The organism is Kocuria sp. LHG3120, assembly GCF_049897445.1.
Lineage (GTDB): Bacteria > Actinomycetota > Actinomycetes > Actinomycetales > Micrococcaceae > Kocuria > Kocuria rosea.
This window is the reverse complement of record NZ_JAFCWG010000007.1, coordinates 77,193-97,670: the sequence shown is the minus strand read 5'-3', so window position 1 is coordinate 97,670 and position 20,478 is coordinate 77,193. Positions and strand designations below refer to the sequence as shown.

Sequence of the window (20,478 nt, the reverse complement as noted above, 5' to 3'; positions counted from 1 at the left end):
GGGGCCGGCGGGCTTCGCTGTCGGAGGCGGGTGCGGGATCAGGCGTCGCCGCCCGCGTTGCCGGTGGTGCCGGCGGTGACGTCGTCCAGGCGGTAGCGCTCGACGGCCTGGGTCGGGGCCGCGGTGTCCACCTCGCCGCGGTCGGCGAGCATCTGCAGCGCCCGCACCACGATGGAGTGCACGTCGATCCCGAACCAGCGCCGGGCCGCGGCGCGGGTGTCCGAGAAGCCGAAGTCGTCGGCGCCCAGGGTGGCGAAGTCGTTCGGCAGGTACTGCCGGATCCGGTCCGGCAGCTCCGAGACGAAGTCCGTGGAGGCGATGACGGGCCCTTCCGCCCCGGCGAGCTGCTGGGTCACGAAGGGCACGCGGCGCGGTGCTGCCGGGTTGCGGAACGCCTCCTGCTCGGCGGCCAGGCCGTCGCGGCGCAGCTCGTTCCAGGAGGTCACCGACCACACGTCCGCGGAGACCCCCCACTCCTCGGCCAGGACCTGCTGGGCCTGGAGCGCCCACGGCACCGACACGCCCGAGCCGAGCAGCTGGACCTTGGGACCGGGGTGCGCGGAGCGGGCGATGCGGTGGATGCCGCCCAGGATGCCCTCGACGTCGACGTCCTCCGGCTCGGCCGGCTGCTGGTACGGCTCGTTGTAGACCGTCAGGTAGTACATGACGTTCGGGTCCGCCGAGTCCGGGCCGTACATCTGCTCGATGCCGTGCCGGACGATGTGGGCGATCTCGTAGCCGTAGGCGGGGTCGTAGCTGCGGACCGCCGGGTTCGTGCCGGCGAGCACGGGGGAGTGGCCGTCGGCGTGCTGGAGGCCCTCGCCGGTCAGGGTCGTGCGCCCGGCGGTGGCCCCGATGATGAACCCGCGGGTCATCTGGTCGGCGGCGGCCCAGAAGGAGTCGCCGGTGCGCTGGAAGCCGAACATCGAGTAGAAGATGTAGAACGGCACCATGGGCTCGCCGTGGGTGGCGTAGGAGGTGCCGGCGGCGGTGAACGCCGCCACGGCGCCGGCCTCGTTGATCCCCGGGTGGAGCAGGACGCCCTGCGGGGACTCCTTGTAGGCCAGCATGAGCTCGCGGTCCACGGAGAGGTAGTTCTGCCCGTTGGGGTTGTAGATCTTCGCCGTGGGGAAGAACGAGTCCATGCCGAAGGTGCGGGCCTCGTCGGGGACGATGGGCACGATCCGGTGGCCGAAGTCCTTGCTCCGCATGAGATCCCGCAGGACGCGCACGAAGGCCATGGTGGTGGCCGCCATCTGCTTGCCCGAGCCCTTCTTGCCGGACCGGTAGGCGTCGTCGCCGGGCAGCACCACGGGTGCGTGCCGGGCTCGGCGCACGGGCAGGCCTCCGCCCAGCTCCTTGCGCCGCTCGAGAAGGTACCGGATCTCCGGGGCGTCGGGGCCGGGGTGGTAGTACGGGGCGCCGTAGAGGTCGTCGTCGATCTGCTCGTCGGTGACCGGGATGCGCAAGAGATCGCGGAAGGCCTTGAGGTCCTCCAGGGTCAGCTTCTTCATCTGGTGGGTCGCGTTGCGCGCCTCGAAGGAGGCGCCCAGGCCGTAGCCCTTCACCGTCATCGCGAGCACCACCGTGGGCTTGCCCCGGAACTCGGTGGCTGCCCGGTAGGCGGCGTAGACCTTCCGATAGTCGTGGCCGCCCCGCTTGAGGGCCCAGATCTCGTCGTCGGTCATGTCCGCGACGAGCTCCTTGGTGGTGGTGGACCGGCCGAAGAAGTGGTCGCGGACGAACCCGCCGGACTCCGCCTTGAAGGTCTGGTAGTCCCCGTCGAGGGTCTCGTTCATGACCCGGACCAGCTCGCCGTTCGTGTCGGCCGCCAGCAGGGGGTCCCACTCCCGTCCCCACAGCACCTTGACCACGTTCCAGCCCGCCCCGCGGAAGAAGGCCTCCAGCTCCTGGACGATCTTGCCGTTGCCGCGCACCGGCCCGTCCAGGCGCTGCAGGTTGCAGTTGATCACGAAGTTGAGGTTGTCCAGCTTCTCGTTGGCGGCCAGCTGCAGCAGCCCGCGCGACTCCGGCTCGTCCATCTCGCCGTCGCCCAGGAACGCCCAGACCTGCTGCTCGGAGGTGTCCTTGATCCCGCGGTGGTGCAGGTAGTGGTTGAACTGCGCCTGGTAGATCGCGTTCATCGGCCCGATGCCCATCGAGACCGTGGGGAACTGCCAGAAGTCCGGCATGGACCGGGGGTGCGGATAGGACGGGATGCCGTTGCTGCCCTTGGACTTCTCCTGCCGGAACCCGTCCAGCTGCTCCTCGGTGAGCCGCCCCTCCAGGAACGCCCGGGCGTACATGCCCGGGGAGGCGTGGCCCTGGAAGAAGACCTGGTCCCCGCCGCCGGGATGGTCGGGGCCGCGGAAGAAGTGGTTGAAGCCCACCTCGTAGAGGGTGGCCGCGCCGGCGTAGGTGGAGATGTGTCCGCCCACGCCGATCTCGGGGCGCTGGGCCCGGTGCACCATCACGGCGGCGTTCCAGCGCAGCCAGCGGCGGTAGGTGCGCTCGATCTCCTCGTCGCCGGGGAACTCCGGCTCCTGGTCCACGGGGATCGTGTTCACGTAGTCCGTGGTGACCGTCGGCGCGGCCGGGCCCGCGGACCCGGGTCGTGGTGCCGACGACTGCAGGAGGTACTGCGTCCGCTCCCGCACCTGCTTCTCGACGAGGTCCTCGAAGGAACCCAGCCACTGCGCGGCCGCGGCCGATGTGCTGTCCGGGGCCTCGGGGGTCGGCCGGTTGCGGTGTTCAACCATGTGCTCAGGGGTCACGTCAACTCTTTCTCAGGGGTCATGGGTGGAGAAAGTCAGGGGTGGGGGAGAGGCACGTCCGACCGGCCTCCTGCGGCGCCGGGATCCCCGGCGCCGCAGAAGACCGGTGGAGGTTCGCGGGCGGGTCAGTGTGCGGACGAGCCGCCGGAGCCGTCCTGGGGCTTGCAGACCCTGGTGTCGATGATCTCGCCGGCGGCGGTGATGACGGGCACCTCGTTGCCGTCGCAGTCCACGAGCTTGCCGTTCCTGACCGTGTCGCCCTCCTGGAGGTGGTCCTGCAGGTGCTCGATGCTCTCGTAGCGCACCGCGCGCACCGGGGCGTTGGCGAAGACGGAGCCGGTGCCGCGCGGTGGATTGCCGGCGCGGAACTCGTTGAACAGGATGTTGAGCAGGATCGCCATCACGGCCGCCGAGCTGATGCCGGAGTGGAAGATCGTCTCGAACCAGGCCGGGAAGTTCGCGTAGATCTCGGGCACGGCGATGGGCAGCATGCCGAACCCGAGGGAGGTGGCCACGATGATCAGGTTGGCGCCGTTGCCGAAGTCCACCTTCGCCAGGGTGCGGATGCCGGAGGCGGCCACGCTGCCGAAGAGCACGATGCCGGCCCCGCCGAGCACGGGCGGCGGGACCGCCGCGACGACCCGCCCGAGCACGGGCAGCAGGCCGAGGGTCACGAGGATGAGGCCGCCGGCCGTGACCACGAAGCGGCTCTTGACGCCGGTGATGGCCACGAGCCCCACGTTCTGGGCGAAGGCGCTCTGGGTGAAGCCGTTGAAGAGGGGGGCCAGGGCGGAGGAGGCCATGTCCGCGCGCAGGCCGTCGGCGATGCGCTTCTTGTCGACCTTCGTGTCGACGATCTCGCCGACCGCGATGATGTCGGCGGTGGTCTCGGTGAGGGTCACGAGGATGACGATGAACATCGAGAGGATGGCCGCCACCTCGAACACGGGGGGACCGAAGGCCAGCGGCTGCGGGACGGCGAAGATGTCGCCGCTGAGCACCTGGCTGAAGTCCGCCATGCCCAGCGCCGCGGCCGCGGCCGTGCCGAGCACCAGGCCGATGAGGATGGAGAGCCGGGAGATGGCGGCGCTGCCCAGCTTGGAGAGCAGCATGATGATCAGCAGGGTCAGGCCGGCCAGGGCGATGTTGCCGACCGAGCCGTACTCGGGGGACTGCGCGTTGCCGCCCATGGCCCACCGGGCCGCCACCGGGAACAGCGTGAGGCCGATGGACGTGATCACCACGCCGGTGACGACCGGCGGGAAGAAGCGGATGATGCTCACGAAGAACGGTGTGATGAGGAAGCCGACGACCGAGGCGACGATGACGGCGCCGAAGACGGCCTGGATGCCGCCGCCGCTCTGGACGATCGCGGTCATGGTGGCCACGCCGGCGAAGGAGGTGCCCTGCACGAGCGGCAGCTGCGAGCCGAAGAACTTGAGGCCCCAGGACTGCAGGACCGTGGCGAGTCCGCCCACGAACAGCGAGGCCGCGATGAGCAGACCCTGCTCCTGCGGGGTCATGCCGGCGACCCCGCCGATGATGAGCGGCGGGGCGATGATGCCGCCGTACATGGTGAGCACGTGCTGCAGCCCGTAGCCGAGGCTGGCGCCCGCGCCGAGGTACTCGTCCTCGGGGCGGGCGCGGGTGGTGGTGGGCGGCTCGGCGGTGCGTGACCTGGCCATGGTGTTCTCCTAAGGATCCTGGTGACGGGAGAGACCCGGTGCCGGCGAAGGGGCGGGACCGGGGCGGAGCGAGGAGGTGGAGAGGTGCGCGATGCGCGGTGGGCGCCGCGGGGCGCCGGGTGAGCCGGCAGCGTGGGCGCCGCCCGCAGGAGGGTGCGGGGGTCCGCCGTCGTCGCGCACGGACGACGACGGACCCCGGCCGGTGCCGCCGTGGGCGGCACCGGGGAGTGCGGTGCTCAGCAGAAGCCTGCGATGCCCATCCAGGCGGACTCGTTCTCCGCGGCTCCCTTGCGCTGGATCGTGGCCTCGATGAGTCCGTAGGGGCGGTCGGCCGCCCAGTGGGTCTCCTTGTCGTTCTCGAGGCCGCAGAAGCCGAGGTCGTACACGAAGTGGTGCTTGTTCGGGCACGAGAACTTGATCTCGTCGATCTCCGGGTGGGCCTCGATGACAGCCTTGCCCATCAGGTAGAGGGTCTCCTGCAGGGCCTTGGAGTAGTGGTCGGTGAACTTGGTCAGGATGATCTTCTTGACGTTCTCGTAGACGGCGTCGTAGTCCACGTCGGTGGTGTTGTAGCGCCACCGGGTGGCCACGTCCGTGGACATGATCCGGTCCTCGGTCTCGGGCAGGACCGTGTACTTGTCCTTCGGGTAGCCCGTGAAGCCGGACTGCGTGGACTTCAGGACCGTGAGGTCCTTGAACCCGGAGATCACCGTGCGCTCCTCGCCGTCGGCGACGACCACCGCGGTGCGCACCTCGTCCTTGTGCTGCACGAAGCAGTGGTCGTGGTCGTTGATGCGGTTCCACGCGTACTCCTGGGCCGCCCAGCGACCACCGGTGATCCACTCGAACTCGCCGGTGAAGTGGTCGGCGAGCTTGAGCAGGAACTGCTCGGGGGACTCGATCCCGTACTGCTGGGCGAAGGCGAACACGGTCTGCTTCTGCGTGTCCGTGGGCACGCAGTGGGCGTTGTCGCCGAGGGTGTGCACCTCCTCCAGGTCGCCGCGCAGCTGCGAGGTGACCACGAGGTCGCGGATCTCGTGGCGGTCGGTGTCGCGGTTGATGCGCACCACGTGGTTCTCGGCCTGGCCGTACTGGTTCTTGCCCAGGACGACGGTGTCCGTGGTCTTCTCGGTGATGACGTCGGTCATGACGTTTCTCCTTGCACTCGAGGTTTCTGCTGATCGGGGCGGTCGAAGACGGGCTGACCCGTCGACTCCTGGGTCAACTGCCCCGGTAGGTGGAAAAGGCGAACGGGCTCAGCAGGAGCGGCACGTGGTAGTGCCTCTCCTCGGCCTGCACCGTGAAGTTCACCGTCACGAACGGGTAGAACGTCGGCTGGTTCCGGCCGGCGAAGTACTGTCCCGTGGCGAAGGTGATCCGGTAGTCGCCGGATTCCAGGGTCTCTGGGCCCAGTTCGGGCACGCGTCCGTCGGCGTTGGTCTCGGCGGTCGCGATGGAGGTGCCGTCGGCGGCCTCGAGGGCCACGGCGATCCCCTGGGCGGGGGTGCCGGTGACGGAGTCGAGGACGTGGGCGGTGACGTAGCTCATGGGGTGACGAGTCCTTCGAGTCGGAGGAGGGCGATCTGGCGCAGCTGGTCGGCGACCACGGCCTGCTCCGTCCCGGGGTCGTTGTCCATGCGGGTGGAGAGCTGGTCGAGGATCTCCTCGGGTGTGCGCCCGGCGGCGCGGATGAGGAACACCTGGCCGAACCGCTCCTCGTAGGCGAGGTTGCCCTCGCGCAGGCGCTGCTGGACGTCGGTGTCCGTGGGGTCGACCGCGGACTGCTCCGCTCGCGACAGCCCGGCCTCCGCGTGGTCGCCCTCGGCCCGTTCGCCGATGCGAGGGTGGTGGGACAGGGCTCTCTCGATCTCCTCGGCGCCGAACGGTTTCGCGGCCGTCCGGGCCGTGCTGAGCAGGGCATCATGGTGGGCGTAGGGCCGGGCGTCGACCACGGCCTCCACCCAGCGCGGGATGTCGAGCGCCGGACGGACGACCTCGGCCGCCTGGGTCCTGTTGAGGGAGTTGAACGCGGTGAGCTTCATGGAGTGTGCCTGTCACCTCTCTGTATTCCGTAATGTGGAAGAAAACTTTCACTACGTATAGTGAACTGGCTCACAAGCTGGAAGTCAATGGTCGCATCCTTGTGTTACTGATTTTTTGCAGAGAGATGCCGGGAGTGAAACTTCGGTTTCACCGCGGGGCAGGAGGATTGCGGCCATGCCGAGGGAGTGCGGAAGGAACGTCATGGATGGAGCAGGGGATCGGCACGGCGGTCCGGGTGCGGAGGACAAGGTGCTCGTGGTGACGGGAGCCGGTTCGGGGATCGGCCGCGCGGTGGCGCGCGCCTTCCTGGCGGCCGGGTGGGTGGTGGTGCTGGCCGGCCGGCGGCGTGCCGCCCTGGAGGAGGCCGCCGCCGGGGCGCCGGGCGCCCGGATCGTCCCGGTGGATGTGGCCGACGCCGAGAGCGTGGCCTCGGCCTTCCGGGAGATCGAGGAGCTGACCGGGCGGATCGACGTCCTGTTCAACAACGCGGGCACGTTCGGGCCCCGCGGCGGGGCGGACGAGATCGATCCCGCGGAGTGGCAGCGCACCCTGGAGGTCAACCTCACCGGCACGTTCCTGTGCTCGGCGCAGGCCGTCCGGATCATGAAGCGGCAGCAGCCCCGGGGTGGGCGGATCATCAACAACGGCTCGATCTCCGCGCACGCGCCCCGGCCCCTGTCCGCGGCCTACACCGCGAGCAAGCACGCCGTCACCGGCCTCACCCGGTCCCTGGACCTGGACGGGCGCCCCTACGGCATCACCTGCGGGCAGATCGACATCGGCAACGCGGCCACGGAGCTGCTGGCGGGCCTGGGCACGGACGGTGGCGCCCTGCAGGCCGACGGCACGCTGCGACCGGAACCGAGCTTCCCCGTCGAAGAGGTGGGGCGGGCGGTGCTGATGATGGCCGAGCTGCCCGCCTCCGCCACGGTGAACTCGCTCGTGCTGACCGCCTCGGGGATGCCATTCGCCGGCCGCGGCTGACGGATCGGTGCCGCACTCCGCGCCGGGGACCTCCGCGACGCTGTCTCCGCGACACTGTCTCCGGGGGGCGCCCGTTCTCGCGATCCCTCTTGACGAGCGCCCCAGGAGGCACTAATTTCATATTGTGGAAACTTGATTCCATAGTACGAATCCTGGAGGAACCCGTGAACCACACCGCGCCGTCGCCCGCACCCGCGATCTTCTTCGACTACACCGCCATCGACTGCGACCCGGACCTCAGCCGCCCGCTGCACCGGCACCGGCGGACCGCACCGCTGTGGGCGCTCGCGGTGTCCTCGGCCTGCGTGGGCGCGATGGTGGGCCGCGCGGCCGCTCGACGCCTCCCGTAACCACGTCCTCCAGGAGCCGGTGCAGACCAGCGCGCCGGCTCGCTCCACCGATCCACCCCTCGAGGAGAACCCATGACCCAGCAGATCCGGACCGGCCGGCAGGCCCCCGACCTCGCACTGACCGACCACGAAGGACAGCAGGTCCGGCTCTCCGAGCTGCGCGACCACAAGGTGATCGTCTACTTCTATCCCAAGGCCTTCACCCCCGGCTGCACCTCCGAGGCGTGCGACTTCCGGGACAGCCTCGCCTCGCTCCAGCACCTGGGCTACACCGTGCTCGGGGTCTCCGGGGACGACCCCGAGACCCTGTCCCGATTCGCCGAGGAGTACCGCCTTCCCTACCGGCTGCTCTCCGACCCCGACGGTCAGGCCGCCCGGGCATGGGGTGCCTGGGGGGAGAAGACGGTCAACGGGGAGACCCGGACCGGCCCGCTCCGCTCGACCTTCGTCATCGAGCAGGACGGCACCGTGAGCTCCGCGGAGTACAACGTCCAGGCCGAGGGCCACGTCAAGAGCCTGCGGGAGCGGCTGGGCGCCTGAGCCGCACCGGTCGTCGGACCCGGATGGGCTCAGGCCCGGAAGGTCAGCTCGGTGCAGAGGTCGTCGCCGAGCACGAAGCGGCGCACCGGGGCGCGCAGCGCCCCGGAGAGGTGGTCCGCGCCGGGGAACCGGATGCCGGGCACCCCGTCCCCGATGAGCATGGGCGCGGTGGTGAGGTAGAGACGGTGCAGCGTCCCGGCCGCGAGGAACCCCGAGACGGTGCGCCCGCCGCCCTCCACGAGCACCCGCCGCAGGCCCCGCCGGGCCAGCGCCTCGAGCACGGCCCGGGGTGCCAGCCCGTGCTCGCCCACGGGCACCCGCAGCACCGCGACGTGCGGCGCCGGCGCCGTGGGCGCGTCCGCGTCCTCGCCCACGACCCACAGCGTGGGCGCGGCTCCGTCCGTGAGCACGGCCGAGGTCAGAGGGGCGCGCGCCGAGGGGTCCAGGACCACCCGGGTGGGATGGGGGCCGGGCACGGCGCGGACGGTCAGCCGGCAGTCGTCGGCGACCACGGTGCCGACGCCCACGACCACGGCCTCCACGAGTGCGCGCAACCGGTGCAGGTGCTCCCGGTCCTCCGGGCCGGTCACGAACTCGGCGTGCCCGGTGCGCGAGGCGATGAACCCGTCCAGGCTCTGTCCCAGCTGGGCGAGGACGAGGGGGCCCCGGTGCGCCACGAGCGGTCCGTAGCGTTCGACGAGCTCCGCCCCCGGCGGCGGAACGGGGCCGGTCCGGCCGGCGAGCAGCGCCTCCCAGGCGGCGGCGGGGGAGGCGTCCGGGGCGGCCGGGCCGGAGGCGTCGTCGTCCGCGGGCGGTGGGGCGGCCCCGGTGCCGCGGGGCGCGGAGCTGTCGGTCACGGCTTCGGTCACGGGGTCAGTCCCGGGCGAGGAACCGGTCCCGTGCCGTCTCCGCGGCGATGGCCCGCAGGCGGTCGTACTGGTCGGCGGCCCCGGCCTCGAGGGTCCTCAGCTCCTCGGCGTCGAGGCGCGGCTCGGCGGGGGCGAGCTCCAGGAGCGTGACCCACATGCTGCGCTTGGCGACCACCAGGGACTGCAGCATCTCGAGCTCACCGTGGGCGGCGATGCCGGTCCGCTCCCGGATCCGGCTCAGCGGATTGAGCCGGGAGGCAATGCCGGTGACGGTTCCGAGCCCCTTGGCCACCGTGCGCCGGCCGGAGCCCAGACGGTCGATCATCGCCTCGAGGCGGCCGATGTCGTCCTTGATCTCGTCGACGAACGCCGCGAACCGGCCCTCGTAGGGGGTGCCGGCCCACGTGGTGGCCGCCTCGTCGAAGAGCCGCACCCCGGAGAGGGCCCCCATGTAGTGCCCGAGCATGTAGGCCTCGAGCTTGTCGGATCGGACTCCGGCGCCCGCGGCGCCGTTCGGGCCGGTGGGCGGCTGCTCGCTCATCTGCTACTCCTCGCTCGTGGGAAGGGCGTCGCCGGGGCCCAGTACGGATCTCCCCGGGGCCACCAGCCTACTGACTCCGTCCCCCTCGCGGCAGGAGGGGTGCGGCGGGACGGGGTGCGGGGCCGCCGGGCCGGGCGGAAACCATAAGGGATGTGACTATCATGGGGCGCATGACTGAGAACGCGAGCGGATCCCCGGACCCCGACGAGCAGCAGACCATCGGCGCCTCCAGCCCCGAACCGGGCAGCGGGCTCGACCGCGACCCGGACGAGTGGGCCACCGGCGAGGAGCCGATGACCAGCGCGCAGCGCAGCTACCTCGACACCCTGGCCCGCGAGGCCGGCGAGGAGCTGCCGACGGACCTCACCAAGGCCGAGGCGTCCAAGCACATCGACCGCCTGCAGGGCGAGAGCGGCAGGGTCCAGGACCAGTAGGTCCTGCACCGGCGGAGGGGGAGCACCGTGAAGATCGTCGTCCTGGGAGCCACGGGCAACGTGGGCACCGCGGTGCTCCGCCGGCTGCACGCCGCGCCGGAGGTCACCCACATCGTCGGGGTCTCCCGCGAGGGGCCCGAGCGGGGCGGGGAGCCCTACGACGGCGTGGAGTGGCACACCGTCGACGTCGCCGCGAAGGAGTCCACCGCGGCGCTGGCGGAGATCATGGCCGGCGCGGACGCCGTGATCCACCTCGTGTGGCTCATCCGCCCGAACCGGGACTTCGCGCTGATGCACGAGACGAACGTGGACGGCCTCGTCCACGTGCTCGACGCCGTGGTGCTCGCCGGCGTGCCCCAGATCGTCTACCCCTCCTCGCTCGGCGCCTACAGCCCCGGCCCCAAGGACCGGGCCGTGGACGAGTCCTGGCCGGTCGGCGGGGTCGAGACCTCGCACTACAACGTGCAGAAGGCCGAGGCGGAGGCGCTGCTCAACCGGTTCGAGGAGGCCCACCCCGGGATCGTGGTGACCCGGCTGCGGCCCGGCTTCCTGTTCCAGGCGGACGCCGCCCCCGAGATCGGGGACTACTTCTTCGGCGCCCTCGTGCCCAGGAAGCTCATCGCCCGGCTGCGCCTGCCCGTGCTGCCGTTCCCCGAGAAGTTCCGCTTCCAGACGCTGCACACCGACGACGTCGCGGACGCGTTCTGGCGGGTCGTCCAGCACCGGGCCGGCGGGGCGTTCAACGTCGCCGCCGAGCCGGTGCTCGGCGCCGACGGCGTGGCGCAGGTGCTCGGCGCCCGGCGCGTGCTGCCCGTGCCGCCGGCCCTGGTGCGCGCGCTCGTGGCGATCACCTACCGGCTGCGGCTGCAGCCCACCGACCCCGGCTGGATCGACCTCGCCGGCGCCGTGCCGATCATGGACACCACGCGCATCCGCGAGGTCACCGGCTGGTCGGAGACCGTGAGCTCGCTCGAGGCGCTGCGGGAGCTCGTCGACCATCTGGCCGGCCGGGAGGGCCTGGGCAACAGGGAGCACCGGCCACGGTCGCCGCTGGTCTGACCGCGCCGGCCCCGCCGGGCGGGTCCGTGAACCGGACGTCCCGCGGGTCAGCGGTCCCGGCGCCGGAGCACGGCCAGCACCGCGCTGATCAGCACCATGGCGCAGGCCGCGCCGACCGCGGCGGCGAACGCGCCCCGGTGCCCGGCGGTCTCGGCCAGGAGCCCGGCCGACGCCGCGCCCACGGCGGAGCCGAGGACCACGCCGCTCGCGAGCATCGTCATGACCGTGCCCAGCCGCTCCGGCCGGGCGACGTCCCCGCCGATGGTGTAGATCGTGACCATGGCGGGTCCCAGCGGCAGACCGGCGAGCAGCAGCACCACGAGCATCGCCCCGATCCCGCTCGGCAGCAGGAACAGCAGGCTCAGGGCGGCCATGGCGCCGGAGCTGACCAGCCAGCGGGAGGCGGGCGGGAAGCGCTGCGGCCACCACGCCACCGACAGGGCCGCGGCTGCCGAGCTGATGCCGAGCACGGCGTAGAGCAGACCGGTCGCGCTCTGGATGCCGAACTCGCCGCCGAAGGCGTTGAGACCGTTCTGCACGGCGCCGAAGAACGCGCCCATGGCCACCATCCCCAGGACGGGGAGCAGCACGAGGACCCGCTCCCGGACGGGAACGGGACGGGCCGCCGCACGGCGCCGGTCCTCGCGCGAGACGGCCGGGACCGCCAGGCGCGTGGGGTGCACGGCGAAGGTCGTGACCATGGTGAGGGTCAGGACGGCCGCGAGGACGAAGGGGGACCAGGGGGAGACCAGGGAGGCCAGGACACCGACCAGGGCGGGGCCGAGCACGAAGGTCAGCTCGTCGGCGGTGGACTCGTAGGACAGGGCGGTGTCCAGCTCGCGCCGGTTCCTGCCGACCATGCCGCGCCACCGCACCCGGGCCAGCGGGCCGACCTGGGGACAGGTGGCGCCCACGAGCAGGGACGCGCCGACGAGCAGCGGCACGGCCGGCGCGTCCGGGCCCGCGGGAGCGTAGGCGGTGACCAGCAGCAGCGCGATGGCCACGGCGTGGGCGAGGGCGGAGACCAGCAGCACGGCCCGCTGGCCCAGGCGGTCGGCGAGGTGGCCCATCAGGGGCCCGCCCAGTGCCGAGCCCACCCCGACGGCGCCGGCGGCCAGCCCTCCGACGACGTAGGAGCCGCTGACGGCGGTGGCGAGGGTGAGCGCCCCGACGGTGAGCATGGCCAGGGGCAGGCGGGCCGCGAAGGCGATCGGCAGGAAGTCGCGCCCGGCGAGCTGCACGAGCCGGGCGTACCGGCCGCCGGACGAGGGCGTCGTCCGGCGGCCGGTGTCGTGCGGGGCGGCCGCGGGGTGCTCCGCGGCGGGGGCCGGGGCGGCGGGCACGCGGGCCGCGCGCTCGGCCGTGGAAGGGGTGGTCAGGGGGTTCACAGGGGTCCTCGGAGGATGTGCGCACCGTCCCCCCTCCCGGTGCGCCCGACCCGGACAACAGGGTCCAGTCTACCGCCCGGACGCCCCGCTGCCAGGGGCGGCGGACCGGCCGCCGTAGGTGATCTCCGCCGCGCCCACGGCCGAGGCCACGTACAGGCAGGGGCGGTCGTCGGGGACGGCGGCGCAGACGGTGGCCGCCGTCAGGTCCTCGGGGTCGCGGTCGTCCGCGCCGGCCACCGCGGGGGTCCACCAGTCGGCGTCCGGGACCGCGGCCTCGACGGCCCCCGCCCGGGTCGTGACGGCCACGCGCCGCGGGGCCTCGCCCACGAGCCGGACCTCGGTGGCCCCGACCTCGGTGTGCACGTCCAGGTCCTCGCGGACCCGGATCCCGTCGAGGTCCACGGCGCCGACCTCCGAGGACGCCCACAGGGTGCGGGCGCTGCCGCTCGCCTCGATCACGCCGGCCTCCGTGTCGAGCCGGACGTCGCCGAAGTCGCCCTCGACGCTCAGGGCGCCGGCGTCCCCGGAGAGCCGCAGGTCCACGGGTTCGTCCCCGGCCGGGACGGTGATCCGCACGTGCATCCCGCTGCCGGCGCCCGGCCAGGAGCGGGACGGGAGGGCGTCGATGCTCAGCCGGCCGTCCTCGACCCGGGGCTCGGGGGCGCTCTCGAGCCGGAACCCGGCGTACACGGACTCCACCCGCAGATCGGGGACGTCGGCCGTCACGACCTCGACGACCGCCGACCGGCCGTCGACCACGACCGTGTCCACGGACTCGGTCACGGTGGTGTCCACCCGGTGCTCCTGGACGGACAGGGACGCGGCGGCGGTCGCGCCGCCGGCGCCCAGCAGGAGGAGGGCGCCGATGCCGCCGAGCACGGCGGTGGGGACGAGCCAGGCCGTGCGCTCGTTGTCGCTGACGACGTCGTGGGAGGAGTCGTGGGCGGCGGGGTGCTCGGGGTGGGTGCTCATGGCCGGTGCTCCTGGTGGGACGGGTTTGCGGACGGGGTGTGGCCGGGCCCGGGGTCCGGGTAGCCGAGGTAGCGCAGGACCGCACGGACGCGGCGGTTGCCGCCGTCCTCGTGGGCGAGGCCCAGCTTGGTGAACACGGAGCGGATGTGCTTCTCCACCGAGGACTCGGTGAGGAAGAGATTCGCGGCGACCGAGGCGTTGGAGAGCCCCTGGGCCATGAGCCCGAGCACCTCGTGCTCCCGCGGGGAGAGGAGCTCCAGGTCCTGGCGGTGCCGCGAGCGCACGAGCAGCTGGGAGACGACCTCCGGGTCCAGGACGGTACCGCCCGCGCCCACGGTCTCCACGGACTCGAGGAACTGGTCGACGTCCGCGACCCGGTCCTTGAGCAGGTACCCCAGCCCGTCCCGGCGGGACGCGATGAGCTCCGAGGCGTAGCGCTCCTCGACGTACTGCGAGAGCACGAGCACCGCGATCCGCGGGTGCTGGGAGCGGACGAGGACGGCGGCGCGGATGCCCTCGTCCGTGAACGTCGGCGGCAGCCGCACGTCCACGAGGGCGAAGTCCGGCTCGTGCTCCTCGACGGCCCGGAGCAGGTCCTCCGCGGTGTCGACGTCGGCGACCACCTCGTGGCCGGCCTCGGTGAGCAGGCGGACGAGGCCCGCGCGCAGGAGGACGGCGTCCTCGGCGATGACGATGCGCATCAGGATCCCGCCCCCCGGTCGACCGGCAGCTCGACGGTCAGCTCGGTCGGCCCGCCCGCGGGGGAGTCGAGGAAGAAGTGCCCGCCCGCGGAGCGGATCCGGTCGGCGATCCCGGACAGGCCGCCGCCGGGGACCACCACGGCGCCGCCCCGGCCGTCGTCGGCGATCCGGGCGACCACGCGGGTGCCTCCCGCGGGATCGGTCTCGAGGCCCACCCGCACCGACGCGGCGCCGGCCTGGGCGTGCTTGACGATGTTGGCGATGCCCTCGGAGACCGCGAAGTACACGGCGGCCTCGGTCTCCGGCGCCAGCCGCGGCACCCGCACGTCCACGGCGACCGGGACGGGGGACTGGGCGGCCACGGCGGAGAGGGCGGCATCGAGGCCCCGGTCCTCCAGGACCGCCGGGTGGAAGCCCCGGGCCAGGCGGCGCAGCTCGGCGATCGCGGCCTTGGTGGTGGCGTGCGCCTCCCCGATGAGGTCCTTGGCCCCGGCGGGGTCGTGGTCGATCCGGCGCTGGGCCATCGACAGGTTCATGGCCACGGACACGAGCTGGGGCTGCACGCCGTCGTGCAGATCCCGTTCGATCCGGGACCGCTCGGTGCGGGCGCCGCGGACGGCGGTCTCGCGGGCGGCCGCGGCCTCGGCGGCCCGGCGGCGCAGCTCCGCCGCCTCGTCCACCCGGAGCAGCAGCCGGGACAGGCCCCGGTGCGCGGCCACGGCGAGGACCACGACGAGCAGCCCGAGGAGGGCCAGGGTGATCCCGGTCAGGACCACGGCCCAGTCCGGCCACGTCCCGACCACCTCGGAGGGCCAGAGCGGGTTGTTCGGCGCCGCGTAGAGCGGCGCGAAGGCCAGGGCGACGGCGGCGCCGGTGCCGGCCAGGGCCGCCACGGCGACCCAGCCCAGGACCGTGGTGAGGAGCAGGTGCAGCAGTCCCGTCCAGAACGCGGCGTCGGAGACGTCCAGCCACCACTGGTGGACGATCCGCCAGCCGTCGGTGCGGGGCGAGCGGCGCCGGCGCGGGCCAGGCAGGTGCAGCCCGAACGCCGCCTGCGTGCGGCGGCGCTCGACCCACTCGATCCCGCGGACCGCGTAGATCGCGGCCACGAGCAGGACCACGCCCACCAGGGCGGCGAGCGAGGCGAAGCCGGCGGAGACCAGGGAGACGAGGGCCGTCAGCCACAGCGTGCCGAGCGCGGCGTCCACCACGAGGTCGGTGGTGCCGAAGAACAGGGTCCTGGGGGACCACGGTCCCCACTCCCGGGACCGGGCCCCGGCGGCGGGGCCCGCGGGCCGGGAACCGCCTGCGGGGCGGGGGGCGTCGTCCGGGGTCCCACGACCGCTGCCGGGATCGGTGCCGGGGCTGCCCCACGGTACGGGTGGAAGGGGCCGGGTCTCGTGCGGTGTGCTCATGCCTTCACGCTACGGTCGCGGGGGTCGTCGCCGCAGCGACGTTCTCCACCTGGTACGCCTGCGGTTTTCCGCACCCCGGCCCGGCGCTCCGGGCGCCGGCGCGGCTCAGCCGGCGTCCAGCAGGCCGACTCCCATGGCCGCGAGGGTGCCGAAGGCGACGCCCCACAGGACGATGGAGACGATCTGCCACCGGATGACGGCGTTGCGGTCCGCGCCGAAGGAGACCATGGCGGTGGCCGTGATCTGGCTGGGCAGGATCGTTTGGCCGAGCAGGCTCACGCCGGCCACACCGTACTTGTCGAAGGCCCGGCGCAGTCTCTGCTGCCGGGGCGAGGGCTCCCGGGGGTCGCCGGCGAACCTGCGGCGGAGGCCGTGCGCGCCCAGGACCAGCGCCAGCATGGAGGCGACGTTGCCGACGACGGCGGCCCCGACGGCGATCGCCGGGTCGAGGCCAGCCAGGACGCCGACGACGGACCCGAAGTAGGACTCGACGAACGGGATCGCTCCTGCCACCACCACCCCCAGCCACTGGAGCAGCGGCGGCAGGGACGAGGTGAATTCCTGCAGGGCGTCGATCATCGGGGTCCTTCCGGGGGAGGTCGGCGCGGCCGGCCCGCGTCCGTCGCCGGGGCCGCTCCCAGCACGCTATCGGCGCGGCCCGCCCCGGGGCCTCCCCCGGCAGACGGAGCCTCGGCCGCTCCGGGCGAGGGAACCGTCAGCGGCCGCCGGCCGGCTCCGCCCCGGGGCGGAGGTGGCGGACCAGGAACCGGGCCTGGTCCTCGAGCACGCGCGAGCGCACGGGGTCCTCGTAGACCGCGAAGTGCCCCACCGGGTACGTCACGACCTCGCCCCGCGGCGCCGCCCGGGCGATCCGCGCGGCCCGCCGCGGATCCGTCTCGGTGTCCTGCTCCGCGACGCACACGAGCAGCGGCGCCCGCACCCGTTCGGCGGTGCCCGGCAGGTACACGGGAGGGTGTAGGAGCAGCCGGGGCGCGAACTCGTTGCGCCAGGACGGACCCGTCCTCACGGCGTGCTCCAGGTACCGGTCGCTGTCCGGGTCGATGATCGCGCCCACGTCCCCGGGGAGCGCGAACACCGGGATGCAGCGCGGGGGGAGCCCGCGCCGTCCCCGCAGCTCGTCGCGGACCGCGGCGGCCAGCAACCGGACGGTGGTCCGCAGGAGCAGCCCGAGCGGGATGTGCTCCTGCTGCTTCTTGACCCGGATCTCGCCGGCCGTGCCCTCGGAGCCCTTGCCGAACTCCGGCACCTGGGCGACCACGGCCCGGACCCGCCGGTCCTCGGAGGCCAGCCGCAGGACGTGCCCGCCGGACAGCGAGCTGCCCCACAGCGCGGTGCGGGCCGGGTCGAGGCCGGGCTGGGAGCGGGCCAGGCGTACGGCCGCGCGCCAGTCCTCGAGCTGCTCCGCGGCGTCCACGACCTGCCGGGGTGCGCCGCCGCTGCGGCCGAACCGCCGGTAGTCGAAGGTCAGCACGGCCAGGCCGTGCTCCACGAGGCCGGCGGCGTGCTCGGCCAGCTGGTCCTGGGTGCCGGTGAAGCCGTGGCCCATGACCACGCAGGGCGCCGCGGCGCCGGCCGGCGCCGGGCGGTACAGCGCGGCGGCGCACGGGACGCCGCCCGAGTCGAACGTGAGAGCCTCCGGCATCGTGTCCTCCACCGGCCGCGGCGGGCCCTGGTGCCCGCCCGTGGGGTCCATCGTGCGCGCGTTCCGGCGCCGGTGCCAGGGTCCCGGGCGGTCAGGCCGCGGTCGCCGGCTCGGACCGGCGCCGCCGGTGGCCGCGGATCGGGACCGGCCGCCGGAGTCCCGTGCGTCCTCTCCGCGACGGCAGGACGGGGTCGCCGGCCCGGGCCCGGTCAGTACTTCCGCAGGGCGACGCGCGGCTGTCCCGTCCACCGCGCGCGCAGCAGCGCCGAGACGTCCAGGAGCAGGTCCGTGAGCTCCGCGGAGCCGGGGCCCAGGGCGCGGACCACGAGGCCGGGCACCGGCAGCTCGGAGACCCCGCACCGCAGCCCCGGCACCCGGGCCTCGGCCGCGGCGAGCAGGTCGTGGACCTCCTCCACCAGCTCCCGGTCCGCCCGGGGGTCCACGACCAGCAGGGAGCCGAGGTGCGTGCGTCCCTCCAGGAAGCCGAGCCCGGCCACGGCGTCCTCCCCCGGGCGCAGGCGGAGGTTGTCGAGGACCACCGTGCGCCCGCCCATCAGCACCTCGGTGCGCAGCACCACGCCGCGGTAGCGGAAGACGGTGCCGTCCGGCGCCCACCCGGGGGTGACCACCTCGCCCGCCACGAGGCAGGCCGAGGGGTCCATCGTCACGGTCGTGGACTGCACGTAGTCGGCGTCCTCGTAGGCGATGAGCTGGTCCGGCAGGTACTCGAGGACCGCGCCGGGGCCGAGCTCGAGGCGCACGTCCTGGCGGGCGGGGGCGGCCGGGGTGCGGTAGACCTTGGTCGCGGACTGGGTGGTGACCAGAGCGGTGCCGGCGGCCCCGACCGTGACATCCAGCTCGTAGCGGTCCCCGCCGAGGTACCCGCCGCCGGGATTGACGACGACGAAGCACGGCTGCCCCGACCCGTCCAGGTGGTGCGGGCGCAGCACGCGCAGGGCGCCGGAGTGGAACTGGTGGGCCGCCACGGTCCGGTCCCCGCGGGGCACCAGCACCAGCTCGAGCCGGCCCGTCGGCGCGGAGGCCGGCGCGGAGGCCTCCGCGGCGCGCCGGCCGGGCGCCGCGGAGGCGGGCGCGGCGGCGGTCACGGGACCATGTCCAGCATCAGCACGTCGTGCCGGATCCACGCGAGGATCCGCTCGAGGCCCTCGTCGGTCCGGAGGTTGGTGAAGCAGAACGGCCGGTCCTTGCGGAACACGGCGGAGTCCGCGGCCATGACGTCGAGATCGGCGCCGACGTGCGGGGCGAGGTCGGTCTTGTTGATGACGAACAGGTCGGACTTGATCATGCCCTGCCCGGCCTTGCGGGGGATCTTCTCGCCCTGGGCCACGTCGATGACGTAGATGGAGAAGTCGACCAGCTCCGGGCTGAACGTGGCGGAGAGGTTGTCCCCGCCGGACTCGACGAACACGACCTGCAGGTCCGGGTGCTGGGCGCACAGCTTCTCGATCGCGGCCTCGTTCATCGAGGTGTCCTCGCGGATCGCGGTGTGCGGGCAGCCGCCGGTCTCGATGCCCACGATCCGGTCCAGCGGCAGCACGCCGTTGCGGGCCAGGATCCTGGCGTCCTCGATCGTGTAGATGTCGTTGGTGATCGCGGCCATCGAGACCTCGTGGATCAGCGCCCGGGTGACCCGCTCCACGAGCTGGGTCTTGCCGGCGCCCACGGGCCCGCCCACGCCGATGCGCACGGGGCCGCGGCCGGTCGGCGCGGAGGGGGCGGGGGAGACGGTGGTCATGGTGAGCTCCTGGGTCGGTGCGGTCGGTGCGGTCGGTGCGGTCGGTGCGGTCGGTGCGGTCGGTGCGGTGGTAGGTCAGGACATGAACATGCGGGCCCGCTGCCAGGCGTGGCGCATCTGGGCGATCTCCAGGCCGGGACTGGTCGCCCCGGCCTCGTGGTCGGCCATGGACCCGATCCGCTCGACGCCGCGGGCGACGTCCTCGTGCAGGGCGCGCAGCACGCGCTGGCCCGCGTTCTGGCCGATGGGGATGCCGCGCACGGCGTTCTGGGTCAAGGAGGTCACGGTCGAGAAGAGGTACGCGCCGGCCAGCTGCTCCCAGGCCACGCCCAGGCCGGCGCCCACGAGCGCGAAGGCCACCGCGGGATTGCCGCGGCTCGTCCCGGCGCGCTGGCGCTGCGCGTAGGCCAGCAGCCGGGGGGAGGGGAAGTTCTCGGCGCCGATGCCGGTCATCCGCCGGCTCATCGCGGTCGCGGCGTCCCGCACCTGGACGGGCAGGGCCTGGGCGGCCAGCAGGTCGTCGGCGCGCCACACGGCGTCGTCGTCGGCCGCCGTGGCGACCGCGCGCACCGCCCAGCCCTCCGCCGGCACCACCTGGTGGTGCAGGCAGTGCCGGACCCAGGCCAGGAAGCTCGGCTCGTCGTGGACCGTGCCGTCGTCCACGTAGGTCTCGAGCCCCAGGGAGTGGGCGAACGCGCCGGTGGGCAGGGCGGAGTCGGCCAGCTGCAGCACGGCGAGCGTCCCGGCGAGCGATCCGGCGGCGCCCGCGGGGGAGTGCTCAGTGGGTGTGCTCGGCATGGCGGAAGGGGACCTCCATCTGCCGCTCGACGCGCGCGAAGCGCACCCCGGCGCCCCGCAGGAAGGCCTCGGCCGTGTGGTCGTACTGGAGCACCATGACCCCGTCGTGGTCGGGCAGCTCGGGGACCTCGGCCGCGGGGCCGAGGAACTGGGCGGGCAGGTGCCGGTTGCCCAGGGAGTGGGCCACGAAGCCCATCTGCTCGATCGTGGCGGGCGCGACCACCAGGACGTCGGTGGGCAGGGTCGAGACGACGACGGCGTTGTGGCCGTCCCGGTGCAGGATGTCGCCGTCCCTGAGCTCCCGCCGCGAGCTCAGCCGGATCCCCACCTCGGTCCCGTGGTCGGTCACGACCCGCTGGACGCGCTTGCGCAGCTCGGGCCCGGAGAGCGCGACCCGCTCCAGGTGCAGGCCGGCGCGCTCCGGCTCGGTGAGCTCGGCCAGGTTGCCGAGGACGGCTTCGACGATCACGGGTGCGGGTCCTCTCGTGGGGCTTCGGGGTGTCTCA

22 protein-coding genes are annotated in these 20,478 nt (G+C 73.3%); 5 read left to right on the top strand and 17 right to left on the bottom strand.

The annotated features are described in order from the left end of the window. Window positions 1-38: 38 nt before the first annotated feature. The 5 genes from aceE to uraD all read right to left on the bottom strand — a co-directional run bounded on the left by aceE (window position 39) and on the right by uraD (window position 6,501). Window positions 39-2,759: a pyruvate dehydrogenase (acetyl-transferring), homodimeric type gene (gene aceE, locus ACP7CD_RS14325; protein ID WP_426120544.1), complete on the bottom strand. Its 2,721-nt coding sequence runs from the start codon at window positions 2,757-2,759 to the stop codon at window positions 39-41. Window positions 2,760-2,899: 140 nt separating this feature from the next. Beyond that, entirely contained in the window at window positions 2,900-4,459 is a 1,560-nt protein-coding gene (locus ACP7CD_RS14320) for a nucleobase:cation symporter-2 family protein (RefSeq protein WP_115163485.1), read from the bottom strand. A 236-nt stretch (window positions 4,460-4,695) separates the two neighbouring features. After that, a complete protein-coding gene (pucL, locus tag ACP7CD_RS14315) occupies window positions 4,696-5,607 on the bottom strand; it encodes a factor-independent urate hydroxylase (RefSeq protein WP_426120486.1) in 912 nt (303 codons plus the stop codon). 73 nt (window positions 5,608-5,680) lie between these two features. After that, the gene (gene uraH / locus ACP7CD_RS14310) at window positions 5,681-6,007 is read right to left on the bottom strand and encodes a hydroxyisourate hydrolase (RefSeq protein WP_017834776.1); all 327 of its coding nucleotides are present in this window, start codon (window positions 6,005-6,007) and stop codon (window positions 5,681-5,683) included. Next, window positions 6,004-6,501, bottom strand: a complete 498-nt coding sequence (gene uraD, locus ACP7CD_RS14305; protein WP_017834777.1) for a 2-oxo-4-hydroxy-4-carboxy-5-ureidoimidazoline decarboxylase — start codon at window positions 6,499-6,501, stop codon at window positions 6,004-6,006. The genes uraH and uraD overlap by 4 nt, the downstream gene beginning before the upstream one ends. Before the next feature lie 202 nt (window positions 6,502-6,703). On the opposite strand from uraD, the gene ACP7CD_RS14300 reads away from it, so the two are divergent. The 3 genes from ACP7CD_RS14300 to bcp all read left to right on the top strand — a co-directional run bounded on the left by ACP7CD_RS14300 (window position 6,704) and on the right by bcp (window position 8,376). Further along, complete coding sequence (locus ACP7CD_RS14300; protein ID WP_272026700.1) at window positions 6,704-7,486, top strand: SDR family oxidoreductase; 783 nt, start codon at window positions 6,704-6,706, stop codon at window positions 7,484-7,486. A gap of 164 nt (window positions 7,487-7,650) precedes the next feature. Then, complete coding sequence (locus ACP7CD_RS14295; protein ID WP_095651226.1) at window positions 7,651-7,836, top strand: hypothetical protein; 186 nt, start codon at window positions 7,651-7,653, stop codon at window positions 7,834-7,836. Window positions 7,837-7,908: 72 nt separating this feature from the next. Then, a complete protein-coding gene (gene bcp / locus ACP7CD_RS14290; RefSeq protein WP_426120485.1) occupies window positions 7,909-8,376 on the top strand; it encodes a thioredoxin-dependent thiol peroxidase in 468 nt (155 codons plus the stop codon). Between the two features lie 29 nt (window positions 8,377-8,405). On the opposite strand, the gene ACP7CD_RS14285 is transcribed toward bcp, so the two are convergent. Together ACP7CD_RS14285 and ACP7CD_RS14280 are read right to left on the bottom strand one after the other, a co-directional pair. Further along, window positions 8,406-9,245, bottom strand: coding sequence for a RibD family protein (locus tag ACP7CD_RS14285; protein WP_017834781.1), 840 nt, complete (start codon window positions 9,243-9,245; stop codon window positions 8,406-8,408). A gap of 4 nt (window positions 9,246-9,249) precedes the next feature. Further along, window positions 9,250-9,786 carry a hypothetical protein gene (locus ACP7CD_RS14280; protein WP_017834782.1) on the bottom strand — a complete coding sequence of 179 codons (537 nt, stop codon included), beginning with the start codon at window positions 9,784-9,786 and terminating at the stop codon, window positions 9,250-9,252. Between the two features lie 170 nt (window positions 9,787-9,956). Here ACP7CD_RS14280 and ACP7CD_RS14275 point away from each other — a divergent pair, with 170 nt between their 5' ends. Together ACP7CD_RS14275 and ACP7CD_RS14270 are read left to right on the top strand one after the other, a co-directional pair. Next, window positions 9,957-10,220: a DUF3072 domain-containing protein gene (locus ACP7CD_RS14275; RefSeq protein WP_426120484.1), complete on the top strand. Its 264-nt coding sequence runs from the start codon at window positions 9,957-9,959 to the stop codon at window positions 10,218-10,220. Window positions 10,221-10,247: 27 nt separating this feature from the next. Continuing rightward, complete coding sequence (locus ACP7CD_RS14270; protein WP_426120483.1) at window positions 10,248-11,279, top strand: NAD-dependent epimerase/dehydratase family protein; 1,032 nt, start codon at window positions 10,248-10,250, stop codon at window positions 11,277-11,279. A 47-nt stretch (window positions 11,280-11,326) separates the two neighbouring features. Here the strand turns inward: ACP7CD_RS14270 and ACP7CD_RS14265 are convergent, their stop codons facing one another. From ACP7CD_RS14265 to ureE, 10 genes are all read right to left on the bottom strand, one after another. Beyond that, the gene (locus ACP7CD_RS14265; RefSeq protein WP_426120482.1) at window positions 11,327-12,667 is read right to left on the bottom strand and encodes an MFS transporter; all 1,341 of its coding nucleotides are present in this window, start codon (window positions 12,665-12,667) and stop codon (window positions 11,327-11,329) included. 69 nt (window positions 12,668-12,736) lie between these two features. Next, complete coding sequence (locus ACP7CD_RS14260; protein WP_426120481.1) at window positions 12,737-13,639, bottom strand: hypothetical protein; 903 nt, start codon at window positions 13,637-13,639, stop codon at window positions 12,737-12,739. Then, window positions 13,636-14,340 carry a response regulator transcription factor gene (locus ACP7CD_RS14255; protein WP_017834787.1) on the bottom strand — a complete coding sequence of 235 codons (705 nt, stop codon included), beginning with the start codon at window positions 14,338-14,340 and terminating at the stop codon, window positions 13,636-13,638. The genes ACP7CD_RS14260 and ACP7CD_RS14255 overlap by 4 nt, the downstream gene beginning before the upstream one ends. Beyond that, complete coding sequence (locus ACP7CD_RS14250) at window positions 14,340-15,755, bottom strand: sensor histidine kinase (protein ID WP_081615856.1); 1,416 nt, start codon at window positions 15,753-15,755, stop codon at window positions 14,340-14,342. The genes ACP7CD_RS14255 and ACP7CD_RS14250 overlap by 1 nt, the downstream gene beginning before the upstream one ends. A 105-nt stretch (window positions 15,756-15,860) precedes the next feature. Beyond that, complete coding sequence (locus ACP7CD_RS14245; protein WP_017834789.1) at window positions 15,861-16,334, bottom strand: hypothetical protein; 474 nt, start codon at window positions 16,332-16,334, stop codon at window positions 15,861-15,863. 136 nt (window positions 16,335-16,470) lie between these two features. Continuing rightward, a complete protein-coding gene (locus tag ACP7CD_RS14240; protein ID WP_426120480.1) occupies window positions 16,471-17,418 on the bottom strand; it encodes an alpha/beta hydrolase in 948 nt (315 codons plus the stop codon). 209 nt (window positions 17,419-17,627) lie between these two features. Next, the gene (locus tag ACP7CD_RS14235; RefSeq protein WP_426120478.1) at window positions 17,628-18,524 is read right to left on the bottom strand and encodes an urease accessory protein UreD; all 897 of its coding nucleotides are present in this window, start codon (window positions 18,522-18,524) and stop codon (window positions 17,628-17,630) included. Beyond that, window positions 18,521-19,174 (bottom strand): urease accessory protein UreG, encoded by a 654-nt coding sequence (gene ureG, locus ACP7CD_RS14230; protein ID WP_426120477.1) that lies wholly within the window; start codon window positions 19,172-19,174, stop codon window positions 18,521-18,523. The genes ACP7CD_RS14235 and ureG overlap by 4 nt, the downstream gene beginning before the upstream one ends. A 75-nt stretch (window positions 19,175-19,249) precedes the next feature. Beyond that, window positions 19,250-19,972 carry an urease accessory protein UreF gene (locus ACP7CD_RS14225; protein ID WP_426120476.1) on the bottom strand — a complete coding sequence of 241 codons (723 nt, stop codon included), beginning with the start codon at window positions 19,970-19,972 and terminating at the stop codon, window positions 19,250-19,252. Continuing rightward, window positions 19,953-20,441: an urease accessory protein UreE gene (ureE, locus tag ACP7CD_RS14220; protein ID WP_426120475.1), complete on the bottom strand. Its 489-nt coding sequence runs from the start codon at window positions 20,439-20,441 to the stop codon at window positions 19,953-19,955. Before ureE ends, ACP7CD_RS14225 begins: the two co-directional genes overlap by 20 nt. Window positions 20,442-20,478 lie beyond the last annotated feature (37 nt).

Bases quoted from the DNA above. Each gene is read 5' to 3' on its own strand.
- aceE (WP_426120544.1), bottom strand. From the start codon at position 2,759: ATGGTTGAACACCGCAACCGGCCGACCCCCGAGGCCCCGGACAGCACA.
- ACP7CD_RS14320 (WP_115163485.1), bottom strand. From the start codon at position 4,459: ATGGCCAGGTCACGCACCGCCGAGCCGCCCACCACCACCCGCGCCCGC.
- pucL (WP_426120486.1), bottom strand. From the start codon at position 5,607: ATGACCGACGTCATCACCGAGAAGACCACGGACACCGTCGTCCTGGGC.
- uraH (WP_017834776.1), bottom strand. From the start codon at position 6,007: ATGAGCTACGTCACCGCCCACGTCCTCGACTCCGTCACCGGCACCCCC.
- uraD (WP_017834777.1), bottom strand. From the start codon at position 6,501: ATGAAGCTCACCGCGTTCAACTCCCTCAACAGGACCCAGGCGGCCGAG.
- ACP7CD_RS14300 (WP_272026700.1), top strand. From the start codon at position 6,704: ATGGATGGAGCAGGGGATCGGCACGGCGGTCCGGGTGCGGAGGACAAG.
- bcp (WP_426120485.1), top strand. From the start codon at position 7,909: ATGACCCAGCAGATCCGGACCGGCCGGCAGGCCCCCGACCTCGCACTG.
- ACP7CD_RS14280 (WP_017834782.1), bottom strand. From the start codon at position 9,786: ATGAGCGAGCAGCCGCCCACCGGCCCGAACGGCGCCGCGGGCGCCGGA.
- ACP7CD_RS14275 (WP_426120484.1), top strand. From the start codon at position 9,957: ATGACTGAGAACGCGAGCGGATCCCCGGACCCCGACGAGCAGCAGACC.
- ACP7CD_RS14260 (WP_426120481.1), bottom strand. From the start codon at position 13,639: ATGAGCACCCACCCCGAGCACCCCGCCGCCCACGACTCCTCCCACGAC.
- ACP7CD_RS14255 (WP_017834787.1), bottom strand. From the start codon at position 14,340: ATGCGCATCGTCATCGCCGAGGACGCCGTCCTCCTGCGCGCGGGCCTC.
- ACP7CD_RS14250 (WP_081615856.1), bottom strand. From the start codon at position 15,755: ATGAGCACACCGCACGAGACCCGGCCCCTTCCACCCGTACCGTGGGGC.
- ACP7CD_RS14245 (WP_017834789.1), bottom strand. From the start codon at position 16,334: ATGATCGACGCCCTGCAGGAATTCACCTCGTCCCTGCCGCCGCTGCTC.
- ACP7CD_RS14240 (WP_426120480.1), bottom strand. From the start codon at position 17,418: ATGCCGGAGGCTCTCACGTTCGACTCGGGCGGCGTCCCGTGCGCCGCC.
- ureG (WP_426120477.1), bottom strand. From the start codon at position 19,174: ATGACCACCGTCTCCCCCGCCCCCTCCGCGCCGACCGGCCGCGGCCCC.
- ACP7CD_RS14225 (WP_426120476.1), bottom strand. From the start codon at position 19,972: ATGCCGAGCACACCCACTGAGCACTCCCCCGCGGGCGCCGCCGGATCG.